This is a genomic window from Aeromicrobium sp. Root236 (assembly GCF_001428805.1).
Lineage (GTDB): Bacteria > Actinomycetota > Actinomycetes > Propionibacteriales > Nocardioidaceae > Aeromicrobium.
Genome location: NZ_LMIS01000001.1, coordinates 1,881,928 through 1,902,492 on the forward strand (window position 1 = coordinate 1,881,928; position 20,565 = coordinate 1,902,492).

Sequence of the window (20,565 nt, forward strand, 5' to 3'; positions counted from 1 at the left end):
TCACCTGGAGGCCACGAGCGGGTTGTCGATCACGTCTCCGCGTACGAGGCCCGAGCCGGCCAGCACCTCGGCCGGGTCGCTGCCCGTGCCGACGACCCGGTTGTCGGCGTCGACGAACACGACGCTCGGCTCGAACGTACGCGCCTCGGCGTCGTCCATCTGCGCGTACGCGATGAGGATGACGAGGTCGCCGGGGTGGACGAGGTGGGCTGCGGCGCCGTTGATGCCGATGACACCGCTGCCGCGCTCGCCGGCGATCGTGTAGGTCTCGAGGCGGGCACCGTTGTCGATGTCGACGATGTGCACCAGCTCACCGGGCAGCAGGTCGGCGGCGTCGAGCAGGTCCTGGTCGACCGTCACCGAGCCGACGTAGTGCAGGTCGGCCTGCGTCACGGTCGCGCGGTGGATCTTGGACTTCATCATGGTGCGGATCAACGTCAGGCTCCTAGCGTGAGGGCGGTGTTGTCGAGGAGTCGTGGCGTGCCGACCTTGGCGGCCACGAGCAGGCGGGCGTCTGCGCCGGGCCGCGGCTCGCCCATGTCGGGATCGGTCAGCACGAGGTAGTCGGGCGTGATGCCGGCGGACTCGAGCACCGCGTGGGCTCCGGCGAGCACGGCGTCCGCCCCGTCCGGACCCGCGGCCACGCCGGCCCGCAGGGCGGCGGAGATGGAGGCAGCCTGCTGGCGCTCGTCGGCCGAGAGGTAGCGGTTGCGCGAGCTCATCGCGAGGCCGTCGTGCTCGCGTACGGTCGGGCAGCCGACGATCTCGACGCCGAGCGCGAGCTCGCGCGCCATGTGCCGGATGAGCGTGAGCTGCTGGTAGTCCTTCTCGCCGAACACCGCGACGTCGGGACGTACGAGCCCGAACAGCTTGGCCACGACGGTCAGCACCCCGCGGAAGTGCGTCGGTCGGACAGCACCCTCGAGAACCGTGCCGAGCGGGCCGGGGTCGACGGTGACCGTGTCGACCAGACCGGTCGGGTACATCGTCTCGACGGTCGGCGCGAACACGACGTCGACGCCGGCCTCGGCGCAGCGCTCGAGGTCGTCGTCGAACGTACGGGGATAGGCGTCGAAGTCCTCGCCGGGCGCGAACTGGGTCGGGTTGACGAAGATCGACGCGACGAGCGCGTCGCCGAGCGGCCGGGCGTGCTTGAGCAGCTGGAGGTGACCGTCGTGCAGCGCGCCCATGGTGGGCACGAACGAGACGGTCGAGTCACCCCGCCCGGCGTCGAGCTCCGCACGCGTACGCGCGACGGTCGGCGTTGCCACGAGTCAGATCCCGGCGGCGATCTCGGCGAGCGTGTCCCAGTCGGCCTCGTCGAGCACCTGGCGGATCGTGCTGGCCTGGACCGGAGCGAGGCGACCGTCGGCCTCCGCGCGACCGGCGGTCGCGCGAGCCATCTCGAGGTAGGCGTCGACCGTCGCGTCGTCGACGTCGGCCGCGGCGAGCGCGTCCACGTGGGCCCGGATCGTCGTGACGTCGCCGCGTACGACCGGACCCGTGAGGGCTGCGTCGCCGTAGGCGAGGGCGTTGTCGAGGGCGGCGGTCAGCAGGGGGCGGAGCACCGCGGCCGGGTCGGCGGCGCCGGCCGTGCGGAGCAGGTCCATCGACTGGGCGACGAGGGTCACGAGGTGGTTGGCGCCGTGCGCGAGGGCTGCGTGATAGAGCACGCGGTCGGCCTCGTCGACCCACATCGGGGTGCCGCCGAGCGCGGCGACGAGCTCCTCGGCGAGCGGGCGCTCGGCAGCTGCCGCGGTCAGGCCGAAGACCGGCGCGCGGTCGAGGTCGACCGGTGTGCCGGTGAACGTCATGGCTGGGTGGAACGCGATCGGGCGTGCGCCCAGGCGGGTCAACGAGGCGAGCGCGTCGAGCCCGTGGCGGCCGCTCGTGTGCAGGACGTACTGGCCGGGGCGGACGGCGCCTGAGGAGGCAAGCTCCTCGGCGATGGCGATGAGGTCGTCGTCAGGGACGGCGAGCACGAGGATGTCGCTGGCTGCGGCGAGCTCGGCGGGCGTGCGCACGGCGACGCCGGGCAGCAGCGTCGTGATGCGGAGCTGCGAAGCCTCGGACCGGCCGGACACGCCCACGAGGGGGTAGCCGGCGGAACGGAATCGTGAAGCGAGAACGGCGCCGACCCTGCCGGCTCCGATGACGCCCATGGAGAGACGCTGCATGCGTGGTGCCTTTCGTTCCAGTCCCGCGAGCGGGTACCAGACAAACTGACGACCTCAGTCTACCTTCGGGGCGCCGTGGCGACAGGGCTACGACCTATGCCATGAGTCACACGGGGAGCGCTTGTCGGAGGTCCTTTCGACAGGCTCAAGGAGCTACCCGGGCACCTTGGCGGTGGCGGTGCCTTCGAGAGGGCCGTCCTGCAGCGTCACCGTGATGGTCCGGGGCGCCCGTCGAGCGGCGCCGCGCAGCGTGACGGCCCAGCCGGACCCCGGGTAGACCCGTTCGCTGCCCATGCGGGACCGGAACACCGCCGGCTCCCCCGCATGCTCCACGTCGGCGACGTCGCCGTCGGTCTTGACCTCGATCACCGGATCGACCGGATCGACGTTCGGGAACCACGCAGCCACGTCGAGCACCAGGTCCGCCCCGTCGGCGTGCGAGCCGCGGACCTGGACCTTCGCCGCGGTCTGCTCCGCCGTCAGCACGTACGCCTCGGGCGGCACCGGGTCGCTCTGCCAGCCCGGCAGGTACGACGTGAGGCCAGCCGGCTCGACGCCCGAGGGATGCATCTCGGACTGCATGCCCTCAGCGCGTACGTAGCGCCAGATCGCCTCGCGGTCACCGTTGGCGAACAGCGCGTAGAGCACGCGGTACTGCGCCGGCACCTCACGCGCGTACCGATCGGCCGGTGCGGCCTCCACGATGCGAGGCACCCGGTCGACGAGGGCATCGAGGTACGCATCGTCGGCCCGTTCGAGCTTGAGCACCGAGTTGGGGATGTTGTAGCGGAGGTACTGCAGGGCCCGCTCGGCTCGTACGTCCGGCAGCGGCGCGAGCACGTCGAGCACGGCGTCGATCGCGTCCTGCCGGGCGTGCACGGCCTCGGCGGTCACCTGACCCTGCGAGATCGACGACTCCTGGCGACGCCACGTGTAGCCCATGACCCCGGAGATGTCGATGCCGTCGGCGTCGCGGTACGCGGTCGCCGTGACGATCTGGTCGCCGGCGAGCAGCACCGTGGGAAACGACAGCTGCGTCGCGTCCCAGAACGTACGGCGGAAGATCTTGGCGCACGCGACGGCGTTGACGAGGACGTCGGGACGCTCGGCGAGAGTCGTGTGCCGGGCGGGCCGGGCGTGGAGGCTGCGGATCCAGGCCGCCGGCGGACGGATCGCCGTGCCCTCTTGGCGCTGATAGGGCATCACGGCGACGTCCGAACCGGTCTCCTCGAGCGCGTCCATCGCCGCCCGCAGGCCACCGCGGGTCAGCCAGTCGTCGGCGTCGAGGAACGTCAGGAACTCCCCCGTCGCCACCGCGACGGCCGCCCGCCGGGCCTCGCCGACACCGGCGTTGGCCTGGCTCAGCACCGTCACGCGGGCGTCTGCCTTGGCGTGCCGCTGGGCGATCGCGAGGCTGCCGTCGGTCGAGCCGTCGTCGATCACGACGATCTCGACGCGCCGGTAGTCCTGCTTGCGCGCGGAGGCCAGGCACTCGTCGAGGAAGGCCTCGCCGTTGAAGACCGGCACGACGACGCTCAGCAGCGGGCGCGAGCGCTCGCGCCACCGGTCCAGCGGCATCGTCACGGCTCGCCGCAGACGCCTCCGAAGTCGAGCCACGCGCCGAGCATAGCGACGAGTGCGTACCGTGATCGCATGACGAGAGGGCCGCTCCCGTGGCGTGAGGCGTGGGAGCGGGCGCTGTACGCCGAGGGCGGGTTCTTCCGGACCTCGAAGCCCGCCGAGCACTTCCGCACCAACGTGCACGTCCCCGCGTTCGCCGGCGCGATCGCCGAGCTCGTCCGGCGGACAGGGGCGCGAACGGTCGTCGACCTCGCCGCCGGAAGCGGTGAGCTGCTGACCGCACTCCGCCCGCTGGTCGACGACGTCGAGCTGGTCGGCGTCGAGCTGGCCACCAGGCCTGATGACCTGCACGCGTCGATCGACTGGCTGCCCGTGTTGCCGGACGAGGTCGACGGCCTGCTGATCGCGAACGAGTGGCTCGACAACGTCCCGTGCGACGTCGTGGAGCTCGGCGACGACGGCGTCGTACGTGAGGTGCTCGTCGACACGGCGACCGGCGAGGAGACGCTCGGCGATGCGTACGACTCGGCGTGGCTGCGCGAGTGGTGGCCGCTGGCGGAGCCCGGCGACCGGGCCGAGGTGGGCGAGACCCGCGACGCTGCCTGGGCCGACGCCGTCTCACGGGTCAGCGGCATGGCCATCGCGATCGACTACGGCCACACCCGCGACGACCGGCCGCCGTTCGGCAGCCTGCGGTCGTACGCCGACGGGCGTGAGGTCGACGTCGTGCCGGACGGCAGCCGCGACGTCACCGCCCACGTCGCCGTCGACTCGGCCGCCTCGACCGCGGGAGCGACCCTGTTCAGGCAGCGCGACGCACTCGCTCACCTCGGCCTCGACGCGTCGCGCCCTCCGCTCGACCTCGCGCACGCCGATCCGGGTGCGTACGTCCGGGCGTTGTCCGCGGCGGGCGAGACCGGCGAGCTCACGGCCGTTGGCGGGCTCGGTGACTTCTGGTGGCTCGTCACGGACACCCTCGGCCATGGAAGACTGAACCCATGACACGGCGGCTGCTGATCCGATCCGGCAAGGACCCGTTCACCCCCGTGGTCGCCGAGTCGACGTTGACGCAGGACGTGTTCAACAGCAACAGCGGCAACTACCTGTTCCAGCACTCGGTCTGGAAGGCGCTCGCGACCGACGCGGCCGAGCTCGTCTCCAACAGCACGCTGTCGGAGCGCGTGCCTCCGGCTCACGGTGACGCCCGGCGCATCAACGACGAGTTCGACCACTTCGTCATCCCGATGGCCAACGCGTTCCGCCCCGAGTTCGCACCGCGCCTCGACCGGCTCAGCGAGCTGCTGGAAGACCTCACGATCCCGGTCACGGTCGTCGGCATCGGAGCGCAGGCCGCTCACGGCCAAGGGGTCGAGTCGCTCGAGCCCGTCGCCAGGACGGTCAAGAAGTTCGTCGGCCTCGTCCTGGACCGGTCGGCCTCGATCGGCGTACGCGGCGAGTTCACCAAGTCGTACCTGCTCGGGCTCGGCTTCCCCGAGGCATCCGTCGAGGTCATCGGCTGCCCGTCACTGTTCCTCCATGGCCGCGACTTCCGGGTCGACAAGAAGGTCGACTCGATCTCGGTCGACAGCCCGCTCGCGCTCAACCTGACTCCCGAGGTCGCCGGCATCGGGGCGTTCGCCACGGCGCAGGCCGCACGGCACCCCAACCTCACCTACATCGGCCAGGACGCGCACGACCTGCGCATGCTGCTGTGGGGCACGCCGTTCCCGCACGTCCACGACCCGCTCGTGCCGGTCCACCTCGACCACCCGCTCTACCAGTCCGACCGCATCAGGCTCTTCCTCGACACCTGGACCTGGTACGACTTCCTGGCGACGCAGGACTTCGCGTACGGCACCCGGTTCCACGGCAACGTCGCGGCGCTCCTGGGGCGTACGCCGGCGCTGCTGCTGGCCCACGACTCGCGCACGCTGGAGCTCGCCGAGTACCACCGCATGCCCTACACGCTCATGCCGGAGTTCACCGCCGAGCTCAAGGCCGAGGACCTCTACGAGTCGACCGACATGGCCGAGTTCAACGCCGCCCTCCCGGAGGGGTTCGACCGCTACACCGCGTTCCTCGAGCGCAACGGACTCGAGCACATCTGGACCGAGGGCAACGGCACGGGCGACTTCGACGAGCGCCTCGCCGCCGCGAAGTTCCCGCCGCCCGTGCACCCCTTGATCGCCTCCGACGGTCACGAGGTCGCCTCGCGGCTCAAGTGGCTGCGCGACGGCATGGTCCTCGACATCACGCGCCACCCCCAGGCGTACGAGCACCCGTTCCCGCACCCGCCGTGGAGCGGCGCGGGCAGCCGGCACGCCCGCATCCAGGCGACGACGGCCGAGAAGCTCGCGACGCAGAAGCGGCAGATCGACGAGCTGTACGCCCGGCTCGAACGGGTCGAGCGCAACTCGCCGCGTGGCCTCACCAAGCGATTCATCCGATGGGTGCAGAGGCTCTTCGGGCGGCACCCATGACCGAGGTCACCGCGAGCGTCGGCACGGGCTTCGCCACGACCGACATGGTGCTCAACATCGGCCCGCAGCACCCGGCGACCCATGGCGTCCTGCGCCTGCGCCTGACACTCGACGGCGAGCGCGTCGTGGCGTGCGAGCCGATCATCGGCTACATGCACCGCGGCGCCGAGAAGCTGTTCGAGGTGCGCGACTACCGGCAGATCATCATGCTGGCCAACCGGCACGACTGGCTCAGCGCGTTCTCCAACGAGCTGGGCGTCGTGCTCGCGGTCGAGGACATGCTGGGCATGGAGGTGCCCGAGCGAGCGACCTGGATCCGTACGCTGCTCGCCGAGCTCAACCGGGTGCTCAACCACCTGATGTTCCTCGGCTCCTACCCGCTCGAGCTCGGCGCCATCACGCCGATCTTCTACGCGTTCCGCGAGCGCGAGACGATCCAGGAGGTCATGGAGGAGGTCTCCGGCGGGCGGATGCACTACATGTTCAACCGCGTCGGCGGCCTCAAGGAGGACATCCCGGCCGGCTGGACCGGGCGGGCGTCGGCGGCGATCGCGACCGTGCGCACCAGGCTGCAGGAGCTCGAGGACCTGATCTTCGGCAATGAGATCTTCCGGGCCCGCACCCGTGGGGTCGGCGTGCTCTCGACCGAGCTCGTCGAGGCGTACGGGGTGTCCGGTCCGATCGCCCGTGCGTCAGGACTCGACATGGACCTGCGGCGCGACGAGCCCTACCTCGCGTACGGCGAGCTGCAGGACGTGCTGCGCGTGCCGGTGCGCACCGACGGTGACTGCTACGCCCGGTTCGCCGTGCTGCTGGAGCAGACCAAGGTGTCGCTCGACCTCGCCGACGCCTGTCTGGCCCGGCTCGCCGACATCGCACCCGGACCGGTCAACGTGCGGCTGCCCAAGATCCTCAAGGCCCCCGAGGGCTCGACGTACGTGTGGACCGAGAACCCGTTGGGGCTCAACGGCTACTACCTCGTGTCGCGCGGCGAGAAGACCCCGTGGCGGCTCAAGCTGCGCACGGCGTCGTTCAACAACGTCGCGGTGCTGCCCGAGATCGTGGGTGGCGCCGTCGTGGCCGACCTCGTCGCGATCCTCGGCTCGACGTTCTTCGTGGTCGGCGACGTCGACAAGTAAGCGATCGTGCTGGCGCCCTGAGGTCGCTTCGATATCGAGTGCTCAGGCTCTCGCACACGGGACGTTGCGCTGGGCTCGTTGCGGGACCGCCCAAGCCTCCTGCGTCAACCACCTGACGTCAGACCTGCGTCACCCTCGTGATCTCGGTGCGGGCCACGGAGCGGTCGCGGAGCGGGGCGGCGGCCAGCCGGCGGGGGTCGGCCATGTACGCCTCGAGGGCCGCGTCGTCGGGCAGCTCGATGATCTGCACCTCGTAGGGGCCGTCGCCGCGCTCGACGCTGCGTACGCGTTGGAGCAGGCGCGCACCGTGATCGCCGAGCAGGCTCAGGACATCGTCCTCGTACGTCGCCAGGAGTCCTTCGTTGCCCGGCACCGCCCAGAGCTGCACACAGAGCGTGAGTGACATGGGGTCATCGTAGGGTCGGATCATGCCCGACTCCACGCCCCGCACCCCGACCCTGATCGACACCCTCGCCGAGGAATGGCTCGACACCATGCTCGACCTCGAGCCCGAGCTCCACATCCACCTCGGCCGCCCGGGCCGCGAGGCCGACTACGCCGACCGGTCGCCCGACGGCGCGGCGGCGGCCGCCGAGGCGGCCAAGGCGATGCTGGCGCGCGTACGCTCGGCAACCCCCGTGGACCAGGTCGACCGCGTCACCCAGGCCGAGCTCATCCGCACCTTGAGCCTCGATGTCGAGAAGCACGACGCCGGGTTCTGGCAGCGCGACCTCAACGTCATCGCCTCGCCGGGCCAGGACCTCCGCGACATCTTCGACCTCATGAGCACCGACACCGACGACGGCTGGGCGCACGTGGCCCGCCGCATGCACAACGTCCCCGGCGCCATGGCCGGCTACCTCGACTCGCTGCGGGCCGGCATCGCAGCCGGCAACGTCCCGGCGATCCGCCAGGTGCGCGAGGTCGCCGACCAGGCCCGCAAGCAGGCCGGCGCCGACAGCTTCTTCCTCTCGCTGGCCGCCCGCGCCGACGTGCCCGCCTCGCTCAAGGGCGAGCTCGAGGCCGGAGCCCGGGCAGCGACCGAGGCGTACGCCGGCATGGCGGAGTTCCTCGACCGCGAGCTCGCGCCGCACGCGCCCGAGGCGGACGGTGTCGGCCGCGAGCACTACGCCCTCGCGTCGCGCTACTTCGTCGGCGTCGAGATCGACCTCGACGAGACCTACGAGTGGGGCATCGAGGAGCTCGCCCGCATGGTCGAGGAGCAGGAGCGCATCGCCGACCAGATCCTGCCCGGGGCCACGGTCGCCGAGGCGATCCAGCACCTCGACGCCGACCCGGCGCGCAAGCTGCACGGCACCGACGCGCTGCAGGCGTGGATGCAGGAGACCAGCGACCGGGCCGTCGCCGACCTCGGGCGTACGCACTTCGACATCCCCGAGCCGATGCGCCGCCTCGAGTGCATGATCGCGCCGACCCAGGAAGGCGGCATCTACTACACGCCGCCGAGCGAGGACTTCGAGCGCGCGGGCCGGATGTGGTGGAGCGTGCCCGAGGGCATCACCGAGTTCGACACGTGGCGCGAGCTGACGACGGTCTATCACGAGGGTGTGCCGGGCCATCACCTCCAGTGCGGCCTCGCGGTCCACAACAGCGCCGAGCTCAACGGCTGGCGGCGCTTCAACTGGAACTCCGGGCACGGCGAGGGCTGGGCGCTCTACGCCGAGCGGCTCATGTCGGACCTCGGCTACCTCGACGACCCGGCCGACCGGCTCGGCATGCTCGACGGCCAGCGCATGCGTGCCGCCCGCGTCGTCATCGACCTCGGCGTGCACCTCGGCAAGCCCAAGCCCGACGGCAGCGGCACGTGGACCGGCGACGACGCGTTCCCGTTCCTGTCCCAGCACGTCAACATGAATGAGCCGTTCATCCGCTTCGAGTCCAACCGCTACCTCGGCTGGCCCGGGCAGGCACCGTCCTACAAGGTGGGCCAGCGCAAGTGGGAGCAGCTCCGCGACGAGTGGGTCGCCGCCAACGGCACCGACCTCAAGGAGTTCCACCGCCAGGCACTGGCCGTCGGCAGCGTCGGGCTCGGCACGCTCCGCGACACCCTGCTGAGCTGAGTCAGGCGGGGGTGGGGTCGGGGCGGCCGTTCTTGGCCTTGCCGCCGCTCTCGCCCTCGTCGTCGTCGCCCGGCAGGCGGCAGGCGCGCTCCAGCAGGAGTGCCGCGGTCAGCAGCAGCAGGCTCGCGATCGCCGCGGCGCCACCGCGGACGAAACGCTCCTTGCCGAGCGGCGAGTCCGTCGCGTCGATGTAGGCCAGTGCGAAGCCGCCGTAGAGGCCGGCGACCAGGGCACCGACGACGATGCACGACTTGGCGATCGCGAGCATCCTGATGCCGTAGTCGGCGGTCATGCGCTCGTGCTTCTTGTGCAGCGACTGCCAGGTGTTCCACGCGAACGTGCCGACGAGGATCGCCGCAAGCACCAGCGTCACCGGCGCCGCCCAGCCGAGCCGCGGCACGCTGCCGTCGAGCCGGGTGATCAGCGGCGGGATGAGCCGACCGACGACCAGGCCGGAGCCGACCAACGCGACGACCAGAAGCGCCGAGGTGAGCCGGACCCGGTTCATGCGTGAGCCGAGATCACAGGATGATCTCGAGGTCCTCGCGCTTGTGGACGCCGCTGGTGTCGACACCCTCGAGCAGGTCGGCGACGAAGCCGCGGCCGGGGATCTCGCCCTCGGGGTCGATCTCAAGCCACGGCACGAGCACGAAGCCGCGTTCATGGGCCCGCGGGTGCGGCAGCTTGAGGGACTCGTCGTCGGCGACGCGCGGGCCGACGACGATCAGGTCGACGTCGAGCGTGCGGGGCGCGCCGGGCTCCGAGCGCTCGCGGCCGAAGGCATCCTCGATCGCCAGGGCCCGGTCGAGCAGCGTGTGGACGGTCAGCGTCGTGTCGATCAGCACCACGGCGTTGAGGAACTTGCCGGACTCCTCGGGAGCGTCGACCGGATCGGTCTCGTAGACCGATGAGATCGCGACGACCGTGACCTCAGGGGTGTCCTCGAGAGCCGAGACGGCGCCCTGAAGCTTGCCGTGCCGATCGCCCAGGTTGGAGCCGAGGGACAGGACGGCCTGGCGGATGGGACGCATCCCGCCGGTCATCGTGTCGGCGTCCAGGACGTACGGGGTGGGCGCTTCGGTCACAGTTTGCTCCGCTCTATCGTGACGGCGACATCTTCGAACGTCACCTCGATGGGCGCTTCCGGCTTGTGCACCGTCACGCTAACCCATTGGACCGACTCTTCGGCCAGGCACAAGTCCACCATACGGAGCGCGAGCGTCTCAATCAGGTCGACCGGCTCCCCCACGATGGCATCGTGTATCTGTTGGGCGAGGATGCCGTAGTGGACCGTCTTGGTCAGGTCGCCCTCGCGAGCCGCCGGGCCGAGGTCGAGACCGAGGCTGACGTCGGCGATGAAGGTCTGGCCGTTCTGGCGCTCCTCGGCGAAGACACCGTGGTGGCCGTGTGCCGCGATGCCGCGCAGGTCGATGCGGTCAAGGCCGTTGGGGATCATCAGGAGTCCTCGTCATCGATGTGCAGCTCGGCGATCGGGGAGGCGTGGCGCGACCAGAACTTCCAGCCCCCCGGTTCCTTGACCAAGATACTGGTGCACACCGCCTTGCCCCCGGCGAAGGCCTCGGCCGACGACAGCCCCTCGCCCGACAGGATGTTCTCGGTGCACGTGATCACGGCCGTGGTCGGCTCGGCGTCGCCGCGCGGGAACGTCGTCACCTCGACGTCGGTGAGGAAGAACTGGATGTAGCCGACGTTGGCCATCAGCACGGTCCAAGACCTCAGCACCTGGGCGGTGCCCCGGAGCGGGAGGGCGCCCGGGTGCACGCACGAGGTGTCCGCATCGTCGACCCACAGCGAGGCCATGAGGTCGACGTCGCCGGTCTCGACCGCGTCGTAGAACAGCCGGTGAGCTCCCAGGTAGTCCGTCATCGAGCTTCCTCCGAGACCTGCGGAGACAGCTCTCGTTGCAGCCGGGCCACCACGCGTACGGCATCGGCGGAGGCCGCCGGCTCGTGCACGCGTACGCACCAGGCGCCGGCCTGCGCGGCGATCGTGGTGATCGCCGCCGTCGCGTCGTCGCGGCCGTCGGTCGGGCGCAGGTCCGCATCGGTGGCCAGCAGCTCACCGAGGAACCGCTTGCGCGACGCGGCGACCAGCACGGGGTGGCGCAGCTCCACGAACGCGTCGAGGTGCGCCAGCACGGTCCAGTTCTGCTCGCCCGTCTTGGAGAAGCCCAAGCCTGGGTCGAGGACGATCCGCTCCGGATCGACCCCGGCGTGCACGGCGGCGTTGAGCTGCACCATCAGCTCACGGACGATGTCGTCGACGAGGTCGTCGTAGTGCGTGTGGTGCTGCATGAGCGCCGAGTGCGCGCGCCAGTGCATCAGGACGATCGGCGCGTGTGCCCGCGCCGCGAGGCGCATCATCTCGGGATCGGCTCGGCCGCCCGAGACGTCGTTGATCAGCACCGCGCCGGCGTCGAGCGCCTGCTCGGCCGTCGAGGCCCGCATCGTGTCGACCGAGACCGTGATGCCCTCGGCGACGAGCCCCTCGATGACGGGGATGACCCGACGGAGCTCCTCGTCACCGTCGATGCGGTTGGCACCGGGCCGGGTGGACTCGCCGCCGACGTCGACCAGGTCCGCGCCACCGCGTACGAGGTCGATGCCGTGCTGGACCGCGGTCGGCGCGTCGAGCCACTTGCCACCGTCGGAGAACGAGTCGGGCGTGACGTTGATGACGCCCATCACGAGGCAGCGGTCCTCGGGGAGTCCGGGCAGCATGACGGGGCTAGCGCGCCGTGATGAGGCCCATGGCCTCGGCCCTGGTCGCCGGGTCGCGCAGCTGGCCGCGTACGGCGCTCGTGATCGTCTTGGCCCCGCCCTTGCGGACGCCGCGCATCGTCATGCACAGGTGCTCGGCCTCGATCACGACGATGACGCCGCGAGGGTTGAGGTGCTCGATGAGCGCGTCGGCGATCTGGGTCGTGAGCCGCTCCTGCACCTGCGGGCGGCGGGCGAACACGTCGACGACGCGGGCGAGCTTGGACAACCCGGTGACCCGGCCGCCGTCGGTCGGGATGTAGCCGACGTGGGCGACGCCGAAGAACGGCACCAGGTGGTGCTCGCACATCGACCACATCTCGATGTCCTTGACCAGGACCAGCTCGTCGTGGCCGACGTCGAAGACCGCCGTCAGGACCTCTTCGGGGTCCTGGTCGAGCCCGGCCAGCAGCTCCTCGTACGACTTGGCGACCCGCGCCGGCGTGTCCCGCAGACCGTCGCGGTCCGGGTCCTCGCCGACCGCGATCAACAGCTCGCGAATGGCCGCCTCGGCGCGCGGACGGTCAACCGTCATGGCAGCTCGGTGTCGCCGTGCACGTCGCCGGCGGCGGGGGTCGGGGCGTCGGTGCCGCTGTCGGGTCCGATCACGACCGGGGTCCCGTTGGTGCCGTTGGTGCCGCTGTAGGACTTGCCCGGGATCGTGGCGACCGGCGGACGCGTCGAGGGCACGCGGGTCTCGGAACCGGTCCAGGCCGGGCGCACCTCGCGCCGGCGGAGCGGCTTGAAGATCTCGGCGACCTGCGACTTGTCGAGCGTCTCCTTCTCGAGCAGCTCGGTGACCAGCGCGTCGAGGACGTCGCGGTTCTCGTTGAGGATGTCGAACGCCTCCTGGTGGGCGTAGGAGATCAGCTTGTTGATCTCCTCGTCCACGACCGCGGCGACGGCCTCGGAGTAGTTGCGCGCGTGGCCGATGTCGCGGCCCAGGAACGGCTGCGACTCGTTCTCGCCGAGGCGTACGGCGCCGAGGCGCTCGGTCATGCCGTACTGGGTGACCATGGCGCGAGCCAGGCCCGTGGCCTTCTCGATGTCGTTGCCGGCACCGGTGGTCGGGTCGTGGAACACGAGCTCCTCGGCCGCCCGGCCGCCCATCATGTAGGCGAGCTTGTCGAGCAGCTCGGCACGCGTCTGCGAGTACTTGTCCTCGTCGGGCAGCACCATCGTGTAGCCCAGCGCCCGGCCGCGCGGCAGGATCGTGATCTTGTGGACGGGGTCGCTCTGCGGCAGGGCCGCGGCGACGAGCGCGTGGCCGCCCTCGTGGTAGGCCGTGATGCGCCGCTCGTCCTCGTTCATCAGGCGGCTGCGCTTCTGCGGGCCGGAGATGACGCGGTCGATCGCCTCGTCGAGGGACGTGTTGGTGATCGTCTTCTCGTTGTTGCGGGCGGTGAGCAGCGCGGCCTCGTTGAGCACGTTGGCCAGGTCGGCACCGCTGAAGCCGGGGGTGCGTCGGCCGATCGCCTCGAGGTCGACGCCGGGCGCGATGGGCTTGCCACGCGAGTGCACCTTGAGGATCTGCGTACGCCCGGCGAGGTCGGGCGCCTCGACGCCGATCTGCCGGTCGAAGCGGCCCGGGCGCAGCAGCGCCGGGTCGAGCACGTCGGGCCGGTTGGTCGCGGCGATCAGGATGACGCCGCCGCGTACGTCGAAGCCGTCCATCTCGACCAGCAGCTGGTTGAGGGTCTGCTCGCGCTCGTCGTGGCCGCCGCCCATGCCGGTGCCGCGGTGGCGTCCGACCGCGTCGATCTCGTCGATGAAGACGATCGCCGGGGCGTTCTCCTTGGCCTGCTCGAACAGGTCGCGGACGCGGCTGGCGCCGACACCCACGAACATCTCGACGAAGTCGGAGCCGGAGATCGAGTAGAACGGGACGCCCGCCTCACCCGCGACCGCGCGGGCGAGCAGCGTCTTGCCGGTGCCGGGCGGGCCGTAGAGCAGCACACCCTTGGGGATCTTGGCGCCGACCGCCTGGAACTTGGCCGGCTCCTGGAGGAACTCCTTGATCTCGCCGAGCTCCTCGATCGCCTCGGTGACACCCGCGACGTCGGCGAACGTGGTCTTGGGGGTGTCCTTGGTCATGAGCTTGGCCTTGGACTTGGCGAACTGCATGACCCGGCCGCCACCGCCGGCGGCGTTGTTCATCATGTAGATGATCAGCAGGAAGATCAGGATGATCGGCAGGAGGCTGAACAGCACCGACAGCACGGGGTTGGACTTGGGCACCTTGACGTCGAACGTCTTGAGCTTCTTGTCGGCGTGGGCCTTCTCGGCCTGCTCCACGAGGCGTACGCCCTGGTCGCCGAGGTACTTGGCCTTGACCTTCTTGCCGTCGTCGAGGGTCGCCTGGATCTCCTGGTCGCCGTCGACGAACGTGACGTCCTTGACCTTGCCGTCGTCGAGATAGCTGACCATCGTGGCGGTCTTGACGGACTTGTAGCCGTCAGCGTTGGAGGACAGGCTGATGATCGCGATGACAGCGATCGTGATCAGGATGATCCAGAGCCAAGGGCCCTTGAAGAGGCGTTTGAAATTCATGTACGGCGTGGAGCGGGTCCACTCCTCCTGGTGTGCTGGTCGGTAATGAGACGGTACACGCAGCACCATCCATCATTGGAACGCGTTCGCTCCCGGCGAAGGTTCCCAATCAGGCCCCAGCACCCTGCGATGCCGCTACGGTTGGGCCGTGAAAATTCTACCGGTAGCGCGGTTGTTCCGCCGCGACCGCCGGTCCGCACCACCACCGCCGAGCCCCGCGCCGGTCGTGCCACTCGTCGGCAAGCCCGAGCTGCCACCTGACGATCTGCTCGTCCGCCCGTCGTTCCGGGCACATTCGTACGCCCGTCGGCGCTTCTACACGATCGCGCACGACAAGGGCGTCCCCGCCTCGCTCAACTCGATGGGCAAGCTGGAGGTCGGCCGCCTGCTGCAGTCCCACGGCATCGACGTGCCGGAGGTCCTCGGCGTCTGGGACACGATCGAGGAGATCCCCTGGGATGACCTGCCGGACCGGGTCGTCCTGAAGTCGGCGCACGGCCACAACAGCAACGGTGTCCTCCCGCTCCGGCGGGACCCAGACGGCTGGCGCCTGGTGACCCGACCCGACGTCGAGTCCGTCGACCAGCTCATGGAACGCATGCGGACGCCCGCGGAGCGCGGCGTCACGGCGCCGCCGTACTTCGCCGAGGAGTTCATCGGTCCCGACGGCTCTGACGGCGACCTGCTGCCGGTCGAGGTCAAGATCTACGCGTTCTACGGCGAGGTGCCGCTGGTGCTGCTGCGCCGCGTCGACCGGCACTGGTCGGCGACGGGCATGGCGTTCCGCGTCATCGACCCTGTGTCGGGCCGCGACCTCTCCCAGACGTACAGCAAGAAGACGATCGACCCCACGCTCGAGCCCCCGGAGCGGCTGCAGGAGGCCGTCGAGATCGGCGCCCTGGTCTCGCGCATCGCCCGCACCGCGTTCATGCGCTCCGACATCTACATGTCGGGCGATCGCGTCGTGGTCGGCGAGGTGTCGCCGTCACCGGGCGGTGGTCAGTGGTTCGGCGAGGAGGTCGACCTGATGCTCGGCGAGGCCTGGGAGCAGGCCGAGGTGCGGGTGTGGCGCGACTTCATGGCCGCTGCTCCCGACGCCGTGCTGCCGGCTCGACCCGAGAGCCTGCCGCGCTACGAGTAGACGTGCGGCGACAGCGTGCCGATGCACCGCAGGTTGCGGTACTTCTCGTTGTAGTCGAGCCCGTAGCCGACCACGAAGGCGTTGGGGATGTCGAAGCCGACGTACTTGACCTCGACGTCCATCTGCTGGGCCTCGGGCTTGCGCAGGAGCGTCGCGATCTCGACCGACTCCGGTCCGCGTGAGCGGAGGTTGGTGATGAGCCACGACAGCGTCAGGCCCGTGTCGATGATGTCCTCGACGATCAGCACGTGCCGGCCCTGCAGGTCGGTGTCGAGGTCCTTGAGGATCCGGACGACGCCGGACGACTTGGTGCCCGAGCCGTAGGACGACACCGCCATCCAGTCCATCTCGACGTGCCGGTCGAGGCTGCGCGCCAGGTCGGCCATGACCATGACCGCGCCCTTGAGCACGCCGACGAGCAGGATGTCCTTGCCCTCGTAGTCGCGCTCGATGTCCGCGGCCATCTCCTTGAGCCGGGTCACGATCTGCTCTTCGGTGAACAGGGTCTGGTCGAGCTCGAGGTCGTCTTCGACATGCGTCAGGTCCACGGGATCAGCCTCCCACAGGCGTCCTGACGTACGACAGGGAATCCCCCTCCCGTACGCACGCGATCCCTCCCGGGAGCTCGATCCGCACCTGGCCGTGCCAGTCGGTGACGAGGCGGTCGAGCTCGAGGAGGTGCGCGGCCGTCAACGCCGACCCGTCGGCGCCGGCGTCGAGGGCCCCGCGACGCAGCACGCGCGAGCGCACCGCCGGCGCGAGACCACGCAAGGTGTCGACACTGAGTGGGTACTCGACTGTGGCTGCGACATCGTCGAGGTAGGCGGAGTCGCTTCGCACCTGGTCGGCCGTACGAGCGAGGGCCTCGGCGACCCCCCCACCGAGCACGTCCTCCAGCAACGGCATCACGTCGGCACGCAGCCGCGAGCGGCGATAGGCCGAGTCGCTGTTGTGCGGGTCGGTCCACCACTCCAGCCCGTACGCCCGGCAGATCCGTTCGGTGTCGGCCCGGCGGAGCGCGAGGAACGGCCGGCGGAGCACACCGTCCACCAATGACATGCCGGCGATCGAGCGGGGACCGGATCCCCGGCCGAGCCCCAGCAGGACCGTCTCGGCCTGGTCGTCGAGCGTGTGGGCGAGCAGGATCGCGTCGGCGCCGGTGCGACCAAGGGCCTCGTAGCGGGCCCGTCTCGCCGCCGCCTCCGGGCCGCCCGCCGTCCCGACGTCGACCGCGACGACCTCGGCGGTGATCCCGAGGCCGTCGAGCTGCACGGCGGCTCGTGCGGCGACCTTCGCGGAGTCGTCCTGCAGCTGGTGGTCGACGACCAGGGCGGACAGCTCGTACGTCGCACGGTCGGCCACGAATGCCGTCACCGCCGCGAGGGCCAGCGAGTCGGCTCCGCCGGAGACGCCGACGACGACCCGGCTGCCGGGACCGAGGTCGGACAGCGCGGCGCGGACGAGGTTGCGACCCGTCGCGACCGCCGGGTCGAGTGCGCCGCCCATGTCGCTGCGCTCAGCCGTGCACGCGGGTGACCCACGACGCCGGGTCGAGGATCTCGGACTTGGTGGGCAGGTTGGCCGGCTCCGCCCACACCGCGTTGAAGCCGGAGAGCCCGACCTTGGCGTTGACCTCGCGGACGAACTCGGCACCGTCGCGGTACTGGCGCATCTTGGCGTCGAGGCCGAGCAACCGTCGCAGCAACCGGTCGAACGTACCCGCGCCCTTGCGCCGCTGGGTGAACTTGCGGCGGATCTCGGCGACGGTCGGGATGACCTCCGGACCCACACCGTCCATCACGACGTCGGCGTGACCTTCGAGCAGCGACATGATGCCGGTGAGCCGGTCGACGATCTCCCGCTGCCGCTCGTTCTGGAACAGGTCGGCGAGCGACGCCTCGGAGTCACCGCGCGCGATGCGGATCGCCTCGCCGAGCCCGTCGGTCACGAGGGAGGAGAGCGCTGACGAGTCGAGGTCCGTCGCGTCGACGAACTCGTCGAGCAGCGAGCGCATGTGGGCGCGCATCCAGTCGACCGCGGTGAACTGCACGCGGTGCGTCTCCTCGTGCAGGCACACCCACAGGCGGAAGTCGTGCGGGTCGACGTCGAGCTGGCGCTCGGCCTGGACGATGTTGGGCGCGACCAGCAGGAGCCGACCGCCCTCGCCGTTGGGCCCGTCCCAGAAGGGGTCGAACTGGCCCAGCACCTTGGTCGACATGAACGACATGAGGGCGCCGAGCTCGGCGCCGCTGATCTTCTCGCCCACGACGCGGCCGACACCCGACGGCATCTTGTTGGAGGCCGCGAGCTTGGCCATGACGGGATCCATCATGACCTTGAACGTGTCGAGGTTGGCCTCGATCCAGCGGGGCCGGTCGACCACGAGCACCGGCGCGGTGGCCGACCGGGCGTGCAGGTCGCTGAACTCGCGGACCGGGCCCTCGGAGCGAGCCGCGCCCTCGCGCAGCTCCGCCACGGCCTCGGCCACCTCGGCGGCCGAGAGGTCGGGGCCGGGCTTCGACAGCTTCGTCGCCGTCGAGAGCGCGAGCTTCCAATCGATCATGTGGCTACGTTACGCGGAGGGTCCCGGTCGTTGAGCCTGTCGAAAGGACTTGCTTCAGCTGGACGTCGTTTCGACGGGCTCAACGACCGATCCTCACGAACCACACCGACAGGCGGCGATCGCGGCAGCGACCTTGTCGAGGGCGGCCTGCGCCTCGGCCGGCGCGACCTTGCTCGTGCGATCGGCCATGACGGCGAACACGACCGGTCGGCCGTCGGCGTCCAGGGCGTACCCCGCGAGCGAGTGCACCCCCGTGAGCGTCCCGGTCTTGGCACGCACCGTCCCGAGCGACGACGTCAGCTTGGCGAAGCGGTCGACCAGGGTGCCGGTGAACCCACTGATCGGGAGGTCCGCGACGAGCTGGGCCGTACGAGGCGTCGAGGCCGCGACGTTGACGGTCTGCGCCAGGGTCAGCGGCGCGATCCGGTTGCGGCGAGAGAGCCCGCTGCCATCGGTGAGGACGAGCCCTTGCGTGTCGATGTCGGCCTTGGCGAGGACGTCGGCCACCGCCTCCGTGCCACCCTCGAACGACGCCGGCTTGTCAGCGGCGATCGCCAGCTGCCGGAGCATGACCTCGGCCGCCTGGTTGTCGCTGACCCGGATCAGCGTGGCGACGATGCGGGCGACCGTGGCGCTCTGGACGGCGGCCAGGGTCGTGGCGCCGGTTGCGGCCTTGGTCGGCTCGGGCTCTCCGCTGACCGTGATCCCGCGCGCCTCGAGGAGACCCACGAACGTACGCGCGGCATCCGCGGCGGGGTCCTTCGCGCGTACGCCGTTGCGCTCGCCCTGGTCGGCCCACAATGCGCTGACCGGCGTGACGATGTTCTGGCTGACGTACGTGGACTCCCACGCAGGGCTGGCGTCCGGGCCGCTGAACAGCGATGCGTCGAAGCCGACCCGGACACTGGTCGTCCCGGTCTTGTCGAGCGCGGCAGCCGTGCGGGCGGCAAGGGTCGTCAGGTCGGCGCGGATCACCGGGTCACCGGACTTCGAGCGCTTGACCGCGAGGTAGGGGTCGCCGCCTCCGACGAGCACGATCCGGTCGCCCGAGCCGACGACGCGCGTCGTGAACCGGTGCTGCGAGTCGATCAGCGACAAGGCGGCGAAGCTCGTCAGCACCTTGGTCGTCGACGCCGGCACGTACGCCCCGGCGCCCGACGACACCAGCTCGGTGCCGTTGGCCGGGGCGACCGCCGAGAAGCCGACCCGGGGTCCCAGGACCGTTGCGTCGAGAGCGGGACGGACCGCGGCCTTGAGCTTGGCCGGATCGACGTCACCGGGCTTCGGCAGCCGCGGCGCGCGCTCGGCGGGCTGCGTGTCGGACGTCAGCGAGCGGGGCGGGATGACGTTGGCCGGCCCGCAGTCGCCGTCACAGATCAGGCCGTTGAGGTCGCCGCGGGACCACAGCGCGATGCCGAGGGCGACGACGATCGCGAGGACCAGCGCTGGGATGACGATCGCACCGCGAGGCTTCGAGACCCTGGTTTCCCCGTGAGACGGCACATGCGCCAGACTATAGAAACCCGTTGCGCGGCATTCACGGCCCGCGCCCCCCACATTCAACAGCCGGAGGCACCAGTGATTTTCGACGTCACCGTGGAGATCCCCAAGGGCAGCCGCAACAAGTACGAGGTCGACCACGCGACGCATCGCATCCGCCTCGACCGCACGCTGTTCACCGCTACGCAGTACCCGGCTGACTACGGCTTCATCGACGACACGCTCGGCCTCGACAGCGATCCGCTCGACGCCCTCGTGCTGCTGTCGGAGCCGACGTTCCCCGGCTGCGTCATCTCGTGCCGCACGATCGGCATGTTCCGCATGACCGACGAGGCCGGCGGTGACGACAAGGTCCTGTGCGTGCCGGCCAAGGATCCGCGCCAGGAGCACCTGCGCGACATCCACCACGTGCCCGAGTTCGACCGGCTCGAGATCGAGCACTTCTTCACGGTCTACAAGGACCTCGAGCCGGGCAAGTCGGTCGAGGGCTCCACGTGGACCGGCCGGGTCGAGGCCGAGGCCGAGATCCAGGCGAGCTACGACCGCTTCAAGGCCAACGGCGGCTACTGAGCG

At 70.4% G+C, this 20,565-nt stretch carries 22 protein-coding genes; 6 read left to right on the forward strand and 16 right to left on the reverse strand.

All coding sequences use genetic code 11. The features are described 5' to 3' along the window. From panD to ASE12_RS09515, 4 genes are all read right to left on the reverse strand, one after another. Positions 1-423: an aspartate 1-decarboxylase gene (panD, locus tag ASE12_RS09500; protein WP_369797246.1), complete on the reverse strand. Its 423-nt coding sequence runs from the start codon at positions 421-423 to the stop codon at positions 1-3. Between the two features lie 14 nt (positions 424-437). After that, a complete protein-coding gene (panC, locus tag ASE12_RS09505) occupies positions 438-1,271 on the reverse strand; it encodes a pantoate--beta-alanine ligase (RefSeq protein ID WP_056399651.1) in 834 nt (277 codons plus the stop codon). Positions 1,272-1,274: 3 nt separating this feature from the next. After that, a complete protein-coding gene (locus tag ASE12_RS09510; RefSeq protein WP_056399653.1) occupies positions 1,275-2,177 on the reverse strand; it encodes a Rossmann-like and DUF2520 domain-containing protein in 903 nt (300 codons plus the stop codon). Between the two features lie 153 nt (positions 2,178-2,330). Beyond that, entirely contained in the window at positions 2,331-3,794 is a 1,464-nt protein-coding gene (locus tag ASE12_RS09515; RefSeq protein ID WP_157412876.1) for a glycosyltransferase family 2 protein, read from the reverse strand. 36 nt (positions 3,795-3,830) lie between these two features. On the opposite strand from ASE12_RS09515, the gene ASE12_RS09520 reads away from it, so the two are divergent. The 3 genes from ASE12_RS09520 to ASE12_RS09530 are packed head-to-tail and all read left to right on the forward strand — an operon-like array spanning position 3,831 to position 7,377. Beyond that, positions 3,831-4,760, forward strand: coding sequence for an SAM-dependent methyltransferase (locus ASE12_RS09520; protein WP_056399660.1), 930 nt, complete (start codon positions 3,831-3,833; stop codon positions 4,758-4,760). Further along, a complete protein-coding gene (locus ASE12_RS09525; protein ID WP_056399663.1) occupies positions 4,757-6,238 on the forward strand; it encodes a polysaccharide pyruvyl transferase family protein in 1,482 nt (493 codons plus the stop codon). Before ASE12_RS09520 ends, ASE12_RS09525 begins: the two co-directional genes overlap by 4 nt. Then, positions 6,235-7,377, forward strand: coding sequence for an NADH-quinone oxidoreductase subunit D (locus ASE12_RS09530; RefSeq protein ID WP_056399664.1), 1,143 nt, complete (start codon positions 6,235-6,237; stop codon positions 7,375-7,377). Before ASE12_RS09525 ends, ASE12_RS09530 begins: the two co-directional genes overlap by 4 nt. A 118-nt stretch (positions 7,378-7,495) precedes the next feature. Here the strand turns inward: ASE12_RS09530 and ASE12_RS09535 are convergent, their stop codons facing one another. Next, positions 7,496-7,783 (reverse strand): hypothetical protein, encoded by a 288-nt coding sequence (locus ASE12_RS09535; protein ID WP_056404710.1) that lies wholly within the window; start codon positions 7,781-7,783, stop codon positions 7,496-7,498. 22 nt (positions 7,784-7,805) lie between these two features. Between ASE12_RS09535 and ASE12_RS09540 the strand changes: the two genes are divergently transcribed. Beyond that, a complete protein-coding gene (locus ASE12_RS09540) occupies positions 7,806-9,458 on the forward strand; it encodes a DUF885 domain-containing protein (RefSeq protein WP_056399667.1) in 1,653 nt (550 codons plus the stop codon). A gap of 1 nt (position 9,459) precedes the next feature. On the opposite strand, the gene ASE12_RS09545 is transcribed toward ASE12_RS09540, so the two are convergent. Genes ASE12_RS09545 through ftsH form a run of 7 tightly spaced genes read right to left on the reverse strand, consistent with a single transcriptional unit; the run spans position 9,460 to position 14,788 of the window. Further along, complete coding sequence (locus tag ASE12_RS09545) at positions 9,460-9,966, reverse strand: DUF3180 domain-containing protein (protein WP_056399670.1); 507 nt, start codon at positions 9,964-9,966, stop codon at positions 9,460-9,462. 13 nt (positions 9,967-9,979) lie between these two features. Next, a complete protein-coding gene (gene folK / locus ASE12_RS09550; protein WP_056399673.1) occupies positions 9,980-10,543 on the reverse strand; it encodes a 2-amino-4-hydroxy-6-hydroxymethyldihydropteridine diphosphokinase in 564 nt (187 codons plus the stop codon). Continuing rightward, complete coding sequence (gene folB / locus ASE12_RS09555) at positions 10,540-10,914, reverse strand: dihydroneopterin aldolase (protein WP_056399676.1); 375 nt, start codon at positions 10,912-10,914, stop codon at positions 10,540-10,542. The genes folK and folB overlap by 4 nt, the downstream gene beginning before the upstream one ends. Further along, a complete protein-coding gene (locus ASE12_RS09560) occupies positions 10,914-11,345 on the reverse strand; it encodes a nuclear transport factor 2 family protein (protein WP_056399679.1) in 432 nt (143 codons plus the stop codon). The genes folB and ASE12_RS09560 overlap by 1 nt, the downstream gene beginning before the upstream one ends. Then, positions 11,342-12,199: a dihydropteroate synthase gene (folP, locus tag ASE12_RS09565; protein ID WP_056399683.1), complete on the reverse strand. Its 858-nt coding sequence runs from the start codon at positions 12,197-12,199 to the stop codon at positions 11,342-11,344. Before folP ends, ASE12_RS09560 begins: the two co-directional genes overlap by 4 nt. A gap of 7 nt (positions 12,200-12,206) precedes the next feature. Further along, positions 12,207-12,773 (reverse strand): GTP cyclohydrolase I FolE, encoded by a 567-nt coding sequence (gene folE / locus ASE12_RS09570; RefSeq protein WP_056209944.1) that lies wholly within the window; start codon positions 12,771-12,773, stop codon positions 12,207-12,209. Beyond that, positions 12,770-14,788 carry an ATP-dependent zinc metalloprotease FtsH gene (ftsH, locus tag ASE12_RS09575; protein WP_082582183.1) on the reverse strand — a complete coding sequence of 673 codons (2,019 nt, stop codon included), beginning with the start codon at positions 14,786-14,788 and terminating at the stop codon, positions 12,770-12,772. The genes folE and ftsH overlap by 4 nt, the downstream gene beginning before the upstream one ends. A gap of 148 nt (positions 14,789-14,936) precedes the next feature. Between ftsH and ASE12_RS09580 the strand changes: the two genes are divergently transcribed. Beyond that, complete coding sequence (locus ASE12_RS09580; protein WP_157412877.1) at positions 14,937-15,929, forward strand: ATP-grasp fold amidoligase family protein; 993 nt, start codon at positions 14,937-14,939, stop codon at positions 15,927-15,929. Here the strand turns inward: ASE12_RS09580 and hpt are convergent. From hpt to dacB, 4 genes are all read right to left on the reverse strand, one after another. Further along, positions 15,920-16,477, reverse strand: coding sequence for a hypoxanthine phosphoribosyltransferase (hpt, locus tag ASE12_RS09585; RefSeq protein ID WP_056399689.1), 558 nt, complete (start codon positions 16,475-16,477; stop codon positions 15,920-15,922). The two genes, ASE12_RS09580 and hpt, sit on opposite strands and share 10 nt — an antisense overlap. Before the next feature lie 4 nt (positions 16,478-16,481). After that, positions 16,482-17,435 (reverse strand): tRNA lysidine(34) synthetase TilS, encoded by a 954-nt coding sequence (tilS, locus tag ASE12_RS09590; protein ID WP_056399692.1) that lies wholly within the window; start codon positions 17,433-17,435, stop codon positions 16,482-16,484. Between the two features lie 10 nt (positions 17,436-17,445). Beyond that, on the reverse strand, positions 17,446-18,492 hold the full coding sequence (locus ASE12_RS09595; protein ID WP_056399695.1) for a zinc-dependent metalloprotease: 1,047 nt from the start codon (positions 18,490-18,492) through the stop codon (positions 17,446-17,448). A 93-nt stretch (positions 18,493-18,585) separates the two neighbouring features. Further along, complete coding sequence (dacB, locus tag ASE12_RS09600; RefSeq protein WP_056399699.1) at positions 18,586-19,995, reverse strand: D-alanyl-D-alanine carboxypeptidase/D-alanyl-D-alanine-endopeptidase; 1,410 nt, start codon at positions 19,993-19,995, stop codon at positions 18,586-18,588. Between the two features lie 75 nt (positions 19,996-20,070). Between dacB and ASE12_RS09605 the strand changes: the two genes are divergently transcribed. Next, positions 20,071-20,562, forward strand: coding sequence for an inorganic diphosphatase (locus ASE12_RS09605; protein WP_056209957.1), 492 nt, complete (start codon positions 20,071-20,073; stop codon positions 20,560-20,562). Positions 20,563-20,565: the final 3 nt, after the last annotated feature.

Bases quoted from the DNA above. Each gene is read 5' to 3' on its own strand.
- folE (WP_056209944.1), bottom strand. From the start codon at position 12,773: ATGACGGTTGACCGTCCGCGCGCCGAGGCGGCCATTCGCGAGCTGTTG.
- ASE12_RS09545 (WP_056399670.1), bottom strand. From the start codon at position 9,966: ATGAACCGGGTCCGGCTCACCTCGGCGCTTCTGGTCGTCGCGTTGGTC.
- folB (WP_056399676.1), bottom strand. From the start codon at position 10,914: ATGATCCCCAACGGCCTTGACCGCATCGACCTGCGCGGCATCGCGGCA.
- ASE12_RS09520 (WP_056399660.1), top strand. From the start codon at position 3,831: ATGACGAGAGGGCCGCTCCCGTGGCGTGAGGCGTGGGAGCGGGCGCTG.
- ftsH (WP_082582183.1), bottom strand. From the start codon at position 14,788: ATGAATTTCAAACGCCTCTTCAAGGGCCCTTGGCTCTGGATCATCCTG.
- ASE12_RS09540 (WP_056399667.1), top strand. From the start codon at position 7,806: ATGCCCGACTCCACGCCCCGCACCCCGACCCTGATCGACACCCTCGCC.
- ASE12_RS09525 (WP_056399663.1), top strand. From the start codon at position 4,757: ATGACACGGCGGCTGCTGATCCGATCCGGCAAGGACCCGTTCACCCCC.
- ASE12_RS09530 (WP_056399664.1), top strand. From the start codon at position 6,235: ATGACCGAGGTCACCGCGAGCGTCGGCACGGGCTTCGCCACGACCGAC.
- ASE12_RS09510 (WP_056399653.1), bottom strand. From the start codon at position 2,177: ATGCAGCGTCTCTCCATGGGCGTCATCGGAGCCGGCAGGGTCGGCGCC.
- tilS (WP_056399692.1), bottom strand. From the start codon at position 17,435: ATGGGCGGCGCACTCGACCCGGCGGTCGCGACGGGTCGCAACCTCGTC.
- ASE12_RS09595 (WP_056399695.1), bottom strand. From the start codon at position 18,492: ATGATCGATTGGAAGCTCGCGCTCTCGACGGCGACGAAGCTGTCGAAG.
- ASE12_RS09535 (WP_056404710.1), bottom strand. From the start codon at position 7,783: ATGTCACTCACGCTCTGTGTGCAGCTCTGGGCGGTGCCGGGCAACGAA.
- panD (WP_369797246.1), bottom strand. From the start codon at position 423: ATGATGAAGTCCAAGATCCACCGCGCGACCGTGACGCAGGCCGACCTG.
- folP (WP_056399683.1), bottom strand. From the start codon at position 12,199: ATGCTGCCCGGACTCCCCGAGGACCGCTGCCTCGTGATGGGCGTCATC.
- ASE12_RS09560 (WP_056399679.1), bottom strand. From the start codon at position 11,345: ATGACGGACTACCTGGGAGCTCACCGGCTGTTCTACGACGCGGTCGAG.